Origin of the sequence: Xanthobacter pseudotagetidis, assembly GCF_043194795.2 — a bacterium.
Classification (GTDB): domain Bacteria; phylum Pseudomonadota; class Alphaproteobacteria; order Rhizobiales; family Xanthobacteraceae; genus Xanthobacter; species Xanthobacter tagetidis_A.
Window position 1 is genome coordinate 2,050,540 of sequence record NZ_CM195534.1, and the last position, 14,393, is coordinate 2,064,932.

General features: G+C 71.1%; 8 protein-coding genes. 5 read left to right on the top strand and 3 right to left on the bottom strand.

Annotation, left to right across the window (positions count from 1 at the left end; genetic code table 11):
- Positions 1-6: 6 nt before the first annotated feature.
- From V5F67_RS09410 to ruvB, 5 genes are all read left to right on the top strand, one after another.
- The gene (locus V5F67_RS09410; protein ID WP_394019098.1) at positions 7-2,976 is read left to right on the top strand and encodes a bifunctional [glutamine synthetase] adenylyltransferase/[glutamine synthetase]-adenylyl-L-tyrosine phosphorylase; all 2,970 of its coding nucleotides are present in this window, start codon (positions 7-9) and stop codon (positions 2,974-2,976) included.
- A gap of 274 nt (positions 2,977-3,250) precedes the next feature.
- On the top strand, positions 3,251-5,566 hold the full coding sequence (locus tag V5F67_RS09415; RefSeq protein ID WP_394019100.1) for a sensor histidine kinase: 2,316 nt from the start codon (positions 3,251-3,253) through the stop codon (positions 5,564-5,566).
- A 134-nt stretch (positions 5,567-5,700) separates the two neighbouring features.
- Entirely contained in the window at positions 5,701-7,137 is a 1,437-nt protein-coding gene (locus V5F67_RS09420) for an ethanolamine ammonia-lyase reactivating factor EutA (RefSeq protein ID WP_394019102.1), read from the top strand.
- Between the two features lie 17 nt (positions 7,138-7,154).
- Entirely contained in the window at positions 7,155-9,341 is a 2,187-nt protein-coding gene (gene eutB / locus V5F67_RS09425; RefSeq protein ID WP_394019104.1) for an ethanolamine ammonia-lyase subunit EutB, read from the top strand.
- 102 nt (positions 9,342-9,443) lie between these two features.
- Complete coding sequence (gene ruvB, locus V5F67_RS09430; RefSeq protein ID WP_394019106.1) at positions 9,444-10,478, top strand: Holliday junction branch migration DNA helicase RuvB; 1,035 nt, start codon at positions 9,444-9,446, stop codon at positions 10,476-10,478.
- A 138-nt stretch (positions 10,479-10,616) separates the two neighbouring features.
- Here the strand turns inward: ruvB and V5F67_RS09435 are convergent, their stop codons facing one another.
- From V5F67_RS09435 to V5F67_RS09445, 3 genes are all read right to left on the bottom strand, one after another.
- Positions 10,617-10,943: a type II toxin-antitoxin system ParD family antitoxin gene (locus V5F67_RS09435; protein WP_394019108.1), complete on the bottom strand. Its 327-nt coding sequence runs from the start codon at positions 10,941-10,943 to the stop codon at positions 10,617-10,619.
- Between the two features lie 174 nt (positions 10,944-11,117).
- A complete protein-coding gene (alr, locus tag V5F67_RS09440) occupies positions 11,118-12,269 on the bottom strand; it encodes an alanine racemase (protein WP_394019110.1) in 1,152 nt (383 codons plus the stop codon).
- Entirely contained in the window at positions 12,266-13,750 is a 1,485-nt protein-coding gene (locus V5F67_RS09445; RefSeq protein WP_394019112.1) for a replicative DNA helicase, read from the bottom strand. Before V5F67_RS09445 ends, alr begins: the two co-directional genes overlap by 4 nt.
- Between the last annotated feature and the right edge of the window lie 643 nt (positions 13,751-14,393).

Below are 14,393 nucleotides of genomic sequence, written 5' to 3' on the forward strand. Positions count from 1 at the left end.
CACGACATGCGCGCTCCACACGAACCGGATTCGCCCGGCCTCATGCCGCTCGCGTCGCTGATGCGGGAAGCTCCGGTCGTCGCCGATCCTCAGACGGCAAAGCTTAAACTTTCGCAGGCCACGGACCGGCTCGATCCCGAGGGCATGGCGGCCCTCGCCGCGCTGCTGGAAGCGCATCCCGTGGCGCATGCCGTCTGCCTTGGCCTTACCGAGGGCTCGCCCTTCCTGCTCGATCTCGTGCGAGCCGAGCCCGGGCGGCTGCTGCGCGCGCTCGGCACCGACCCGCACGCCCACCTCGACGCGCTCACCGCGCAGGCCGTGGCGGCGGCCGAGGAGGCGCAGGACGAGGCAGAAATCATGCGCGCGCTGCGCCGCATGCGCGCGGAGGCGGCGCTCACCATCGCGCTTGCCGACATCGGCGGCGCCTTCGATCTCGAGCAGGTCACCGGCGCGCTGACGGACGTGGCCGACACCGCCGTGCGCGCCGCGCTGTGCTTCCTGCTCAAGGAGGCCGCGCGTTCGGGCAAGATCGCCGCCGAGGCGGCCGTTCCGGACGGGCCGAGCGGCCTCGCCGTGATCGCCATGGGTAAGCACGGCGCGCGCGAGCTCAACTATTCGAGCGATATCGACCTCGTGGTGGTCTACGACCGCGGGAAGGCGCCGCTGACCGCTGGCACCGAGCCCTCGCCCTTCTTCGTGCGCATCACCAAGGGGCTGGTGCGGCTCCTCCAGGAGCGCACGGCCGACGGCTATGTGCTGCGCGTGGACCTGCGCCTGCGGCCCGATCCCGGCTCGACCCAGGTCGCGCTCTCCACCCATGCCGCGCTCGACTATTACGAGCGTGAGGGCGCCACCTGGGAGCGCGCCGCCTACATCAAGGCGCGCGCCGTGGCGGGCGACCTCGCGGTCGGCCGTGTCTTCCTCGGCGAGCTGGCGCCGTTCGTGTGGCGCCGGGTGCTGGATTTCCAGGCCATCGCCGACGTCCACGCCATGAAGCGCGAGATCCACGCCTTCCGCGGCCACGACGTGGTGGCGGTGGAGGGACACAATGTGAAGCTCGGGCGCGGCGGCATCCGCGAGATCGAGTTCTTCGTCCAGACCCAGCAGCTGATCGCCGGCGGCCGCGACCCGCTGCTGCGCACCTCGCGCACCCTCGACGCCCTCGACGCGCTGGTGGACCACCGCTGGATCGCCCCCAAGGTGCGCGACGAGCTGAAGGAGGCCTATTGCTTCCTGCGCCGGGTGGAGCACCGCATCCAGATGGTGGCGGACGCCCAGACCCACGAGCTGCCCGAGAGCCGCGAGGCCATGGAGGGCTTTGCCCGCTTCATGGGCTATGCCGACCGCGACGCCTTCGCCGCCGCCCTGGTGGAGCGTCTCCAGCGGGTGCAGCTCCATTACGCGCAATTGTTCGAGGATGCCCCGCCGCCCGCCGCCCTGTGCGAGGAGCTCGTGTTCCCGGCCGGCGAGAATGACCGGCAGACGCTCGCCTCGCTCAGCCGGCTCGGCTTCCGCGAGCCGGCGGCGGCAAGCGCCATCGTGCGCGGCTGGCTCGCCGGCGGGCCGCGCGCGCTGAAGACCGAGGGCGCGCGCTCCCATCTCGCCCGCATCGCGCCCCTGTTCCTGGAGGCGCTGGCGCGCGGCGGTGATCCGGACGGCGCGCTGATCGCCGCCGACCGCTTCCTCGCCGAGCTGCCGGGGCCGCGCCTGCTCGCCGCCCTGGACCGGCACCCGGACCTGGTGCGCCTGCTCGCCACCATCCTCGCCGCCGCCCCGCGGCTCGGCGAGACCCTGGCGCGGCGGCCCTCGCTCACCGACGCGCTGCTCGACCCGGCCTTCTTCGACGTGCTGCCGGACGAGGACGACCTCAGGGTGCGGCTCGACCACCTGCTCGACACCGCCGAGACGGACGAGGAGCAGTTCGACCGCGCCCGGCGCTTCCGCCAGGAGCAGCACGTGCTGATCGGCGTGCGCATCGCCTCCGGCACCCTGCCGGCGGCACGCGCGGGCGAGGCCTATGCGCGGCTCGCAGAGGTCATCATCCGCGCGCTGTTCAGGCGGGTGCGCGCGCGCTTCGCCGAGGCGCATGGCCAGATCGAAGGCGCGCGCGCCGCGGTGGTGGCCATGGGCAAGCTCGGCGGGCGCGAGATGACGGCAGGCTCGGACCTCGACCTGATCGTGCTCTACGACTATCCCGGCGGCGCCGACGTGATGTCGGACGGCCGCCGTCCGCTCGCCGCGTCGCATTATTTCGCGCGCTTCACCCAGCGCCTCGTCTCCGCGCTCACCGCGCTCACCAATGCCGGCAAGCTCTACGACGTGGACCTGCGGCTGCGCCCATCCGGCCGCGCCGGGCCGCTGGCGACGCGGCTCTCCTCGTTCGAGAGCTACCAGTGCGAGGAGGCCTGGACCTGGGAGCACATGGCGCTCACCCGGGCCCGGGTGATCGCCGCCGAGGCCGATTTCGGCATCGCCGTCGGCCGGGTGATCCACGCCGTCATGGCGCGTCCGCGCGAGAAGCGGCGCATCGCCGGCGACATCCTCGACATGCGCCGCGCCATCGCCGCCGAGAAGGGCGAGGACGACCGCTGGAACCTGAAGCACGCCGCCGGCGGCCAGGTGGACGTGGAGTTCCTCGCGCAATATCTGGTGCTGGCCTTCGCCGCCGACCATCCCGAGATCGTCGACACCGTCACCGCGCGGGTGCTCGCCGCGGCCGAGCGCCTCGCTTTGCTGGCGCCCGAGGACGCGCAGGTGCTGATCCGCGCCTGCCGGCTCTACCAGGACTTGACGCAGGTGCTGCGCCTCGCGGTCGATGCCCACGTGGTGCCCCTCGACGCCAGCCCGGCGCTGCGCGCGCTTCTCGCCCGCGCCGGCGAGATGCCGGACTTCGCGACGCTGGAGGCGCACCTCGTGGACACCCAGGGCAAGGTCCGCGAGATCTTCATCCGCCTGCTGGAGGCGGATGCCGCATAGAGGCGGGACCAGTCGGGGAGGGGAGTGCCCCGTCCTGCGCGCGGCGCAGGCGCCGCGCATACCTCCACCGTCCGTTCCGATGCATCGCAACAAGATGCGACAGGCCGATTTTTCGGCTCTTGACTCCCGCTGACTCTAGACAAATCACCTTCGATTCGATTCCAATGGGCATGATTCGGAGAGATGCGGCACGTCCCTCCCGATCGAGGACGCGGGGGCTGAGGGGCATTAGGCCGTCCCGATTTCCCCAATGGAATCCGGAGGAGAACCGGCGATGGCACGCGCCAACGCTGCGAGCGTCGGTGCGCGCGACCATGCCATTCGAGGCCTGGCACGGTCGATCGCGCGCCCAGCCTACCAGCGCCTGCTCGATGCCGAGCCGGTCCTGCGCCGGATCGTGCCCGCCCTCATCGTCACCTTTCTCATGGTCATCGGCATCGGCGCCGTGGTCCAGGTGCACTCCCACCGCCTGTCGGTGATCGACGGTGCCAAGGACGATCTGGCGCTGCTCGCCCTCGCCACCGCCGACGGCGTCGCCGCCCGCGCCGGCAACGTTCCGGCCCGCGTGCCCGCCGCGCTCACCGAGAGCCTGCCGCCGCGCGCCACCGACAATGGCCGGCGGGTGTTCGTCACCGACCCGCAGGGGCGCGTCATCGCCACCGCCCCGCGCGCCGACACCCCGCCCGCCGACATCGCCCAACTGCTCGATCCCGCCCAGCCGCTGGTGGTGTTCGCCGAGCGCGCCGGGGTGCTGGAGGTGCCGTTCCAGGGCGGTACCGCGCTCGCCACGGTGCGGAACCTGCCGGCGCCGCTCGGGCAGGTGGTCTATGTGCAGCCGCTCGACGCGGCGCTCGCCGCCTGGTCGGATTCCACCACGCTCACGGTGACGCTGTTCGCCACCACCGGCATGGTCCTCCTCATCCTCGGCTTCTCGTTCCACTGGCAGGCGACGCGGGCGCGCGAGGCGGACGTGATCTACGACACCGTGCGCCGGCGCATCGACACCGCGCTCAACCGCGGGCGCTGCGGCATGTGGGATTGGGACATGGCGCGCGGGCGCATGTACTGGTCCGACACCATGTTCGAAATCCTCGGACTGGAGCGCAAGGACGAGCTGATCTCGTTCGGCGAGATCGCCCGCCTCGTCCATCCCGAGGACGGCGACCTCTACGAGCTGGCGCAGGAGCTGGCGGACCGGCCCGGCGCCTCGGTGGACCGCGTGTTCCGCATGCGCACCGCCAAGGGCGACTTCGTGTGGCTCAGGATGCGCGCCGAGGTGGTGCAGCAGGCGGGCGAGGACGGCCCCCACCTCATCGGCATCGCCATGGACGTCACCGAGGCCCAGCGCATGGCCGAGCGCACGGTGACCGCCGACATGCGCCTCAGAGACGCCATCGAGAGCATCTCGGAGGCGTTCGTGCTGTGGGACAGCCAGAACCGCCTGGTGCTCTGCAATTCCAAGTTCCAGACCCTGCACGAGCTGCCCGACGAGACCGTCAAGTCCGGAACCCCGTTCGACACCATCGCCTCGGTGGGGCGCCATCCCGTCACCCGCATCCCGCTCAAGCCCGAGGACAAGCCCGAGGAGGGCTCGCGCGCATTCGAGGCGCAGCTCTCCAACGGCCGCTGGCTCAAGATCGCCGAGCGCCGCACCAAGGATGGCGGCTACGTCTCGGTCGGTACCGACATCACCACCATGAAGCGCCACGAGGAGCGCCTCATGGACAACGAGAAGCGCCTGATGGCGCTGGTGGCGGATCTCAGGAAGTCGCAGCAGACCCTGGAGCACCAGGCCCAGCAGCTCGCGGAGCTGGCGGAGAAGTATTCGGAAGAGCGCAACAAGGCCGAGGACGCGAACCGCGCCAAGAGCGAGTTCCTCGCCAACATGTCCCACGAGCTGAGGACGCCGCTCAACGCCATCATCGGTTTCTCGGAGATCATGGAGAGCGGCATGTTCGGCCCGCTCGGCTCGGAGAAGTACGCCGAATACTGCTCCGACATCAAAGGCTCGGGCACCTATCTCCTCGACGTCATCAACGACATCCTCGACATGTCCAAGATCGAGGCCGGCCGCATGCAGCTGGAGGCCGAGGAGGTGCGGCTCGACGAGCTCATCGCCGACGCCATGCGCGTCACGGCGGTGAACGGCGACGAGAAGAACATCGCCATGACCGTGGAGGCGGGCGAGGGCCTCGCCATCCTCGGCGACCGCCGGGCGCTGAAGCAGGTTCTCCTCAACCTCCTCTCCAACGCCGTGAAGTTCACGCCCGAGGGCGGGCGCGTGGCGGTGAAGGCGCGCATCAACGCGGATGCGGCGGTGATCGCCATCGAGGACACCGGCATCGGCATCGCCCGCGACGCCATCGACCGCATCGGCCGCCCGTTCGAGCAGGTGGAGAGCCAGTTCACCAAGACCCACAAGGGCTCGGGCCTCGGCCTCGCGATCGCGAAGTCGCTGGTGGAACTGCACGGCGGCGCCATGCGCATCCGCTCCACGGAGGGGGTCGGCACCTCGGTGATCGTGCGCCTGCCGGTGAACGGGCGCGCCGCCAATTCCAACGAGACCCCGAAGCTCGCCGCCGTGGTGTGAAGCCGGCCGCGCCTTGCCGCTGTTGCCCGCTTTTGTGATCCGGCCGCCCGTCGAAAATCACTTGGCAAACAATTTTCCTTAAGAGAATACTGCGTCGCCGCACGAGAGCGCTGGGTCGCGGCAGGAGGCGACGTATGGCTCATGCGGGCGCGGCAGCCGACGAGGTGATGCTGGTGGGCTTCGATTTCGGCTCCACCACCTCCTCGGCCATGGCCGCGCGCGCCCGCATAGCCCTCAATTGCGCCACCGGGCGGCAGGAATTCCAGAACCCGCGCGTGGTCTACCGCTCGGAGCCGGTGTTCACCCCGTTCCGTGTGGCCGGCGACATCGACATTTCCAACCTCGAACAGCATGTGGAGCGCTGGCTCGCCGAGGGCGGCATCGCGCCGGAGGCGATCTTCTCCGGCGGCGCCATCGTCACCGGCCTCGCCAGCGAGGGGGCCAATGCGGAGGCGCTGGCGAAGCTGGTGGAGGCGCGGCTGGGCGATGCCATCATCGCCACCGCCCGCGATCCGGCGCTGGAATCCTGGCTGGCCTTCATGGGCTCGTGCGGCGGGCTCTCGCGCGCCTTGCCCGAGCGGGCGATCCTCAATCTGGACATCGGCGGCGGCACCACCAACGCCGCGCTCGGCCAGGCCGGCGAGGTGATCGCCTCCGGCTGCCACTTCATCGGCGCGCGGCACCTGCGGTTCGCGCCGGGCAGCTACCGGCTCGCCTTCGTCTCGCGCCGCGCCCGCGCCGTGCTCGACCATCTGGGCATCGCGGCCGCGGAAGGCGAAACGCTGACCGCGCGCGAGGTCGCGGCCGTCACCGCCTTCCTCGTGCGTGCCCTCGAGGCGCTGGCGGAGGGCGACGGGGCGTTCTTCCGCGCCGAGCCCGCGCGCCTGCTGGTGGATGTTGCCCTGGCGCTGCCGGCTTCCCGCGACCCGGCCGTCACCTTCTCTGGCGGGGTGGGCGAGCTGGTCTATGCCGCGCGCTCCGGCGCGGGCCTGCCGCCGACCACGGCCTTCGGCGATCTCGGCATCGACCTTGCGCGCGCCATCCTCGCAAGCCCGCGCCTCTCCCGCGATCTCGATCTCGTGCCCGAGCATGGCGGCCGGGCGACCGTGTGCGGGCTGACGCTGCACGCCACCGAGGTGTCGGGGGCGACCCTGCACCTTCCCGACACCGTGCCGCTGCCCTTGCGCGAGTTGCCCGTCCTCGCCAGCCTGCCGTCGGACGCCGACTCCGCGCGCCTCAACGAGGCGGTGGCGCTGGTGGCGCGCACCCGCGCGGGCGGCTGCATCCGGATCGGCGGCGGCGCCGATCTGCGGTCGGCGGCGGCGGTGAAGGCGCTGGGCACACGTGTCGCGGCGGCGCTCGCCGCGGTGCCGCTCGATGCCACCCGTCCCCTGGTCCTGCTGCTCGCCGAAAACGCCGCCAAGACGGTGGGCCTCTACGCCACCGATTTCGGCCGCGCCCCCGCGCCGCTGCTGGTGATCGACGAGGTGCCCGACCGTCCCGCCCAGTTCGCCCGCGTCGGCAAGGCGCGCGGCGGCATGGTGCCGATCTCCTTCTACGGCCTGAACTGACACCGCTTGGAGCCGCCATGCGCCCCCTCAAGCCCTTCAGCGACATTCAGGTGCCGGCGCCGCGGCCGGACGAGACCTATCGGGTTCGCCTGCTCGACCGCGATTTCGCCTTCACCGGCCTCAAGGCGCTGCTCGGCGCCGCCGATCATCCCAAGGCGGGCGACCGCCTCGCCGGCCTCGCCGCCCGCGACGAGGTGGAGCGGGAGGCGGCGCGGACGCTCCTCTCCTCGCTCACGCTTCAGCACCTGTTCGACCATCCGCTCACCGATGCCAACGGGCGCGTCGACGACGTGATGCGGGCCAACTACCAGATCGACGCGGCGGCCTTCGCCGAGGTCGCGCCGCTCACGCTCGGGGCGCTGAAGGACCTGCTGCTCAAGGCGCGCCCCGCCGAGGTGCGGCGCCTCGGCCCCGGCCTCACCGGCGTGATGGCGGCGGCGCTCGCCAAGATCATGGACGTGCACGAGCTGGTGCTGGTGGCGAAGAAGGCGAAGCGCGCGGCCACCGCGCGCACCCTGGTCGGGGCGCCCGGCACGCTCTCCTCGCGCCTGCAGCCGAACCATCCGACCGACGACCTCTCGTGCGTGACGGCCCTGGTCTATACCGGCCTTTCCATGGGGGCGGGGGACGCGCTGATCGGCCTCAATCCGGCGGTGGACACGCTGGAGAACGTCTCCTCCATCCTCGCCCATCTCGACCGGATCCGCCGCCAGACCGGGGCGCCGACGCAGATCTGCGTGCTGTCCCACATCAAGACCCAGCTCTCGGCCCTCGCCGCCGGGGCGCCGGTGGAGATCATGTTCCAGTCGCTCGCCGGCACCGAGCGCACCCTCACCGAGGAGTTCGACGTCACGCTCGCGCTGCTGGACGAGGCCTATGCGGCCATGGCAGCGAAGGGGCCGCTCGGGCCGGACTGCCAGTACATGTATTTCGAGACCGGCCAGGGCTCCGAGCTCACCTACGCCAAGCACGACGGCATCGACATGACCACCTGCGAGGCGCTGTGCTACGGCCTCGCGCGGCGCTACGACCCGTTCATGGTGAACAACGTCACCGGCTTCATCGGCCCGGAGACCCACCGCGACAATTTCGAGATGATCGTCTCGAACCTCCAGGACCACTTCATGGGCAAGCTGCTCGGCCTGCCCATGGGCATGGCGCCCTGCTACACGCTGCATTCCGAGATCACCATGGAGGGCCAGCAGGTGGCGACGGGCCTGCTCGCCGCGGCGGGCGCCAACTTCTTCATGGACGTCTATCTCTCCACCGACCGGATGCTGGCCTATTTCGACACCTCCGGCCACGACGATCAGACGCTGCGCGAGATTCACGGCCTGAGGCCGGCGCCGGAATTCCTCGCCTGGGCGCTCGCGCGCGGCATCTTCGCCGAGGAGGAAGGGGAGGTGGTGCGCGGGCCCAACTGGGGCGATCCGCGCCTCTTCTGCGGGTCGCAGATCGAGTTCGAGCGCCTCGCCCGCACCGTGCCCGGCGCCCACGGCTTCGAGAATGCCGGGCCGCGGCCCGCCGACACGGTCTCGCGTGCGGTGAAGGCGAACCTCGCCATCGCCCGCGAGGCGATCCACGCCGACCTCGACCCGGAGCGGCTCGGCGGCATCCAATTCCGCCGCATCGCCTCGCGCGCCCATGACCGGGCGGCGCACCTCAGTCATCCCGACATCGGCGCTGATCTCGACGCCGCCGATCTCGCGCATCTCGCGCTCGAGCACCGCGACGTGCAGATCGTGGTCTCGGACGGCCTCTCGGCCGAGGCGATCCACGCCAACGTGCCGGACCTCGTGCCGGTGCTCATGGAGGGGCTGGAGCGCTCCGGCGCGAGCCTCGGCCTGCCGGTGCTGGTGCCGTTCGGGCGGGTGAAGGTGGCCGAGCCCATCGGTGACGCGCTCGGCGCCAAGCTGGTGGTGACGCTGATCGGCGAGCGGCCGGGCGGCGACGCGCGCGCCTCGCGCTCCATGTCCGCCTATCTCGCCTTCCGCCTCGCCGACGAGGAGACGCGGGCGCGGGCAGCGGCGTTCTCCGGCAATCCTTCGATCCGCTACGAATATTCGGTGATCTCCAATATCTATGACGGCGGCCTGCCGCCGGTGGAGGCGGGGAGCGTCATCACCGAGAAGGTGCTGCAGATCCTCGCCTTTAAGGCCGCCGGCAACCGCCTGGAGCGCCTGCTCGCCGCCCGGGCGGCGTGATGCCGGGGCCTGCATTGGCCCTTCTCCGCCCGAGGCGCTAGATTTCCGCCGAATGACCGACTCGCGAAGGGGAGCGCCGCGCCGGCCTCCGAGACTGAGCCCATGACCACCCGCCTCCTGTCCGGCGAGAAAAGCGGCGACGATGCCGACGTGACGCTGCGCCCGCAACTGCTCGCCGACTTCACCGGCCAGGCGCAGGCGCGCGCGAACCTGGAGGTGTTCATCAAGGCGGCGCGGGCGCGGGGCGAGGCGCTCGATCACGTGCTGTTCGTCGGCCCGCCCGGCCTCGGCAAGACCACGCTGGCCCAGATCATGGCGCGCGAGATGGGGGTGGGCTTCCGCTCCACCTCCGGGCCGGTGATCGCCAAGGCGGGCGACCTCGCCGCCATCCTCACCAATCTCGAGGAGCGCGACGTTCTCTTCATCGACGAGATCCACCGGCTGTCGCCGGCGGTGGAGGAGATCCTCTACCCGGCCATGGAGGATTACGAGCTCGACCTCGTCATCGGCGAGGGGCCGGCGGCGCGGTCGGTGAAGATCTCGCTGCCGAAATTCACCCTGGTGGGGGCGACCACCCGGTCGGGACTGCTCACCACGCCGCTTCGGGACCGGTTCGGCATTCCCGTGCGGCTTGGCTTCTACACCGTTGAGGAACTTGAGCTAATCGTGACGCGGGGGGCGCGGGTCCTGGGCATTCCCATCGTCCCGGAGGGGGCGACCGAGATCGCCCGCCGGGCGCGTGGCACGCCGCGCATCGCCGGCCGGCTGCTGCGGCGGGTGCGCGACTTCGCGCTGGTGGCGGAGGCGGAGGCCATCGACCGCAGGATCGCCGACCGCGCGCTCCGGGCGCTGGAGGTGGACGCCGCCGGGCTCGACGCCATGGACCGGCGCTATCTCACTGTGATCGCTGAATTCTATGCCGGCGGACCGGTGGGCGTCGACACCCTGGCGGCGGCGCTCTCGGAGCCGCGCGACGCGATCGAGGAGATCGTCGAGCCGTTCCTGGTGCAGAAGGGATTCATCCAGCGGACGCCGCGCGGGCGGCTGCTCACGGGGCTGGCGTTCGCCCATCTCGGCCTGCCGGAGCCCAAGCGCGAGCCCTCGGCTCTGCCGCTCTTCGACCAGGACGACACCTGAAATCCAGGCCTGTTCCCGCGCACGTCCCGTCCCGAGCGCGCGTAGTCCCGAGCGTGCGCGATCCCGCCGCCCGGTCTTGTCCCGTCCGAGCCCCCCGGCCGGACCCGTTTCAGCAGGCTTCCGTGAGCGCGGACGCGCTCAGCAGGCTTCCTTGAGCGCGGAGGCGCCAGGATGGGCGGCGATCAGCCGCTCGATCTCGTCGAGGACGGCACCGTCGCAGGACACCGCCTCGTGATCCGCGGCCGGGATTTCGCCGTCCTCGTCCTCGCCATGGTCCTCGGCGTCGTCCTCGGCGGCCAGCGCGTCGTGCAGGGCGGCGAGGGAAACGAGCCGCTCGCGCTCGCGCATCTCAAGCAGGCCGAGGGCGGCGCCGATCACGCTCTCCTGCGCCTCGTAGCGGCCGGACGCCACCAGCCGATCCACCAAGGCGAGTTGTTCTTGGGACAACGCGAATCGAATCACCATGGCCTCCCCCCGCATCCGGATGAAAGGATAGACACGACCGGATTCCACGGTCGAGCGGGAAGTCGCGGGTGACTGCCCCGAAAGAACTAAAAAATCGAATCCTTTCTCTTAACGAAGAGTTAATTTTTGGGGATGCCGCAGCGCGGAAGGAATCCGGCGCCCTCGAAGGCCCGCTCAGCCGCCGACGTAGCGCCGCAGATAGCGTCCGCCGAGGGAGGTCAGAACCTCGTAGCCGATGGTGCCCGCCCTGGCGGCGAGGTCGTCCACGCCGATGCCTTCGCCGAGGAAGGTGGCCATGGCGCCGCGCTCCACCGCCGGTTCCGGCAGGCTGGTGACGTCGATGGTGGCGAGGTCCATGGAGACGCGGCCCACCAGGGGGCAGCGCCGGCCGGCGACCACCGCCTCGGCGCCTGCCTTCGCATCGGTGGAGCCGGCGGCGCGGAACAGGCCGTCCGCATAGCCGATGGAGACCGTGGCGATGCGGCTGGCGCGCTTCACGCGCTGGGCGGCGCCGTAGCCGACGGTGGCGCCGCGCTCCACCTCGCGCACCTGGAGGATGCGGGCGTCGAGCCGCACCACGGGCCGGAGCGGCGGCACGTTCGCGACCGCGATGCCGCCATAGAGGAAGATGCCGGGCCGCACGAGGTCGAAGCGGAAGTCGCGGCCCGAGAGCGTGCCGGCGGAATTGGCGAGCGAGGCCGGGATGCCCGGGAAGCGCCGGGCGATGTCGGTGAACAGGCTCAGCTGCCGCCCGGTGAGCGGGTGGCCGGGCGTGTCGGCGCAGGCGAGATGGCTCATGAGCAGGCTCGGCTCGAAGCCGAGCAGCCGCCGGCTGTCCGACAGCCGCACCGCATCGTCCAGCGACAGGCCGAGCCGCTCCATGCCGGTGTCCACGTGGAGCGCGGCGGGCAGCGGCTTGCCGGTGGCGCGGCAGAACTCGCTCCACTCCGCGATCTCGGGCACCGAGCCGAGCACCGGCCGCAGCTTGGCCGCCGCGAACGCCGGACCGGTGCCGGGCATCAGGCCGTTGAGCACGTAGATCACGGCGTCCGGCAGCAGCGCGCGCAGGCGGATGCCCTCGTTCAGGTGGGCGACGAAGAAGGTGAGCGCGCCCGCGCGCCACAAGGCCGGGGCGACCCGGTCGATGCCGAGCCCGTAGGCGTCCGCCTTCACCACGGCGGCGCATTCGGCCGGGGCGGCGAGGGCGGACAGCGTGCGCCAGTTCTCGACGATGGCGGCAAGGTCGATGGTGAGCACCGCCCCGGCGCGCTTGAGCGCGTCCGCCTCGGCGGCGGCCTCCTCCGGGGTCGGGGCCGGCGCGCTCACCGGTGCTCCGGCAGGCGGTCCTCCCGCGCCAGGTTGGAGAAGCGGGTGAACTGGGGCTCGAAATGCACCTTCACCGTCCCGGTCGGGCCGTGGCGCTGCTTGCCGATGATGACCTCGGCCACGTTTTCGGCCGCCTTCATCTCGATCTCCCACTTGAACCACTCCTCGGTGCCCTGCTTCGGTTCCTTGTTCTTGAGGTAGTACTCCTCGCGGAACACGAACATCACCACGTCCGCATCCTGCTCGATCGAGCCGGATTCACGAAGGTCCGAGAGCTGCGGCCTCTTGTCGTCGCGCGTCTCCACCTGTCGCGAGAGCTGGGACAGCGCCAGGATCGGCACGTTCAGCTCCTTGGCCAGCGCCTTGAGGCCGGTGGTGATCTCGGTGATCTCCTGCACGCGGCCCTGGGACGAGCTCTTGGAGGAGCCGGAGAGCAGCTGCAGATAGTCCACCACCATGAAGTCGAGCCCGCGCTGGCGCTTCAGCCGCCGCGCCCGCGCCACCAATTGGGCGATGGAGATGCCGCCGGTGTCGTCGATATAGAGCGGCACCACCTGCATGGTCTGGGCGGCGGCGGCGAGCTTGGAGAACTCGGCCTCGGAGATGTCGCCGCGGCGGATCTTGTAGGAGGGGATCTCGGCCTGCTCGGCGAGGATACGGGTGGCGAGCTGCTCGGCGCTCATTTCCAGCGAGAAGAAGCCGACGATGCCGCCCGAGAGCGTCTCGGTGGCGCCGTCCGGCCGGGTCTCGCCGCGATAGGCGGCGGCGATGTTGAAGGCGATGTTGGTGGCGAGCGCGGTCTTGCCCATGCCGGGGCGGCCGGCGAGGATCACGAGGTCGGACGGCTGGAGGCCGCCCATCTGGTGGTCGAGGTCGTCGAGCGCGGTGGCGATGCCGGAGAGGTGGCCGTCGCGCTGGAAGGCCTTGGAGGCCATGTCCACCGCCTCGCGCAGCGCCTCGCCGAAGCGCTGGAAGCCGCCGTCGTAGCGCCCGGTCTCGGCGATCTCGTAGAGGCGCTTTTCCGCCTGCTCGATCTGGTCCTGCGGGGTGGCGTCCACCGGCGCGTCGAACGCCTCGTTGACGATCTCCTCGCCGATGCGGATCAAATCGCGCCGCACCGAGAGGTCGTAGATGGTGCGCCCGTAGTCCTCGGCATTGATGATGGTGGTCGCCTCCGCCGCGAGGCGGGCGAGATATTGCGGGCCGGTGAGGCCGGCGACGTCGAGGTCGGCGGGCAGGAAGGTCTTGAGCGTCACCGGGGTGGCGATCTTGCCGGCGCGGATCAGCGCGCCCGAGAGCTCGAACACCTTGGCGTGGATCGGCTCGTAGAAGTGGCGCGGCTCCAGGAAGTCGGAGACCCGGTAGAAGGCCTCGTTGTTCACCAGGATGGCGCCGAGCAGCGCCTGCTCCGCCTCCACGTTGTGGGGCGCCTGCCGGTAGTTCTGTTCGATGTCGCCTTGGCGGGCGGGAAGGTCGAGCATGGGGGCCCATCCGCTGTTGAGCGCATGATGTAGCAGATGGGCGGGCGATCTCCAGCCTCATGGGGCCGCTATCGGGCTCGCCGACTGCATTCCACAGGCCACATTATTGGCAGTGAGCTGCGGGGATAACGGGCAGGGGCCGGCTTCGGCCGGGCAGGAGGGTGGCGCGGGGACTTTCCTCTTTCGCCCCGCCGCGATTCGCCCGCGGGCTCCCCCCGCTCCCCTCGCGGGAGAGGGACGGCGCGGCGGCCTGCACTGCCGCAGAACCTTCTCCTTGAGGGAGAGGGCAGGGTGAGGGGTCCCGCGCTTCGGGCCCGGCTACCGCATGTCCCGGCGGGCGCCCCCCTCACCCCGGCCCTCTCCCCGCCGGGGAGAGGGGACGCGAACGGGCGGGGTTCGGCGCGGTTCCGTCGCGGCTGGCTCCGGTGGGTGGGCTTTGGCGCTTCACCCCTCGCGGGAGACGGGCCGGGGGTGAGGGGGCGCCGGGTATGGGGGAAGACGCTTCGGCAGCGCTCGCGGCGGCGCCGCGATCTCCCTCACCCCGACCCTCTCCCGCGAGGGGAGAGGGCGCGCGCCGTTCCGTGGCGGCATTTCCAGCGGATGATGGCCCGTCTCCCCTCTCCCCGGCGGGGAGAGGGGCTGG

Excerpts from the sequence above, each read along its gene's own strand:
- V5F67_RS09445 (WP_394019112.1), bottom strand. The coding sequence starts at position 13,750 with ATGCTCGACCTTCCCGCCCGCCAAGGCGACATCGAACAGAACTACCGG.
- V5F67_RS09410 (WP_394019098.1), top strand. The coding sequence starts at position 7 with ATGCGCGCTCCACACGAACCGGATTCGCCCGGCCTCATGCCGCTCGCG.
- V5F67_RS09420 (WP_394019102.1), top strand. The coding sequence starts at position 5,701 with ATGGCTCATGCGGGCGCGGCAGCCGACGAGGTGATGCTGGTGGGCTTC.
- ruvB (WP_394019106.1), top strand. The coding sequence starts at position 9,444 with ATGACCACCCGCCTCCTGTCCGGCGAGAAAAGCGGCGACGATGCCGAC.
- eutB (WP_394019104.1), top strand. The coding sequence starts at position 7,155 with ATGCGCCCCCTCAAGCCCTTCAGCGACATTCAGGTGCCGGCGCCGCGG.
- V5F67_RS09435 (WP_394019108.1), bottom strand. The coding sequence starts at position 10,943 with ATGGTGATTCGATTCGCGTTGTCCCAAGAACAACTCGCCTTGGTGGAT.
- V5F67_RS09415 (WP_394019100.1), top strand. The coding sequence starts at position 3,251 with ATGGCACGCGCCAACGCTGCGAGCGTCGGTGCGCGCGACCATGCCATT.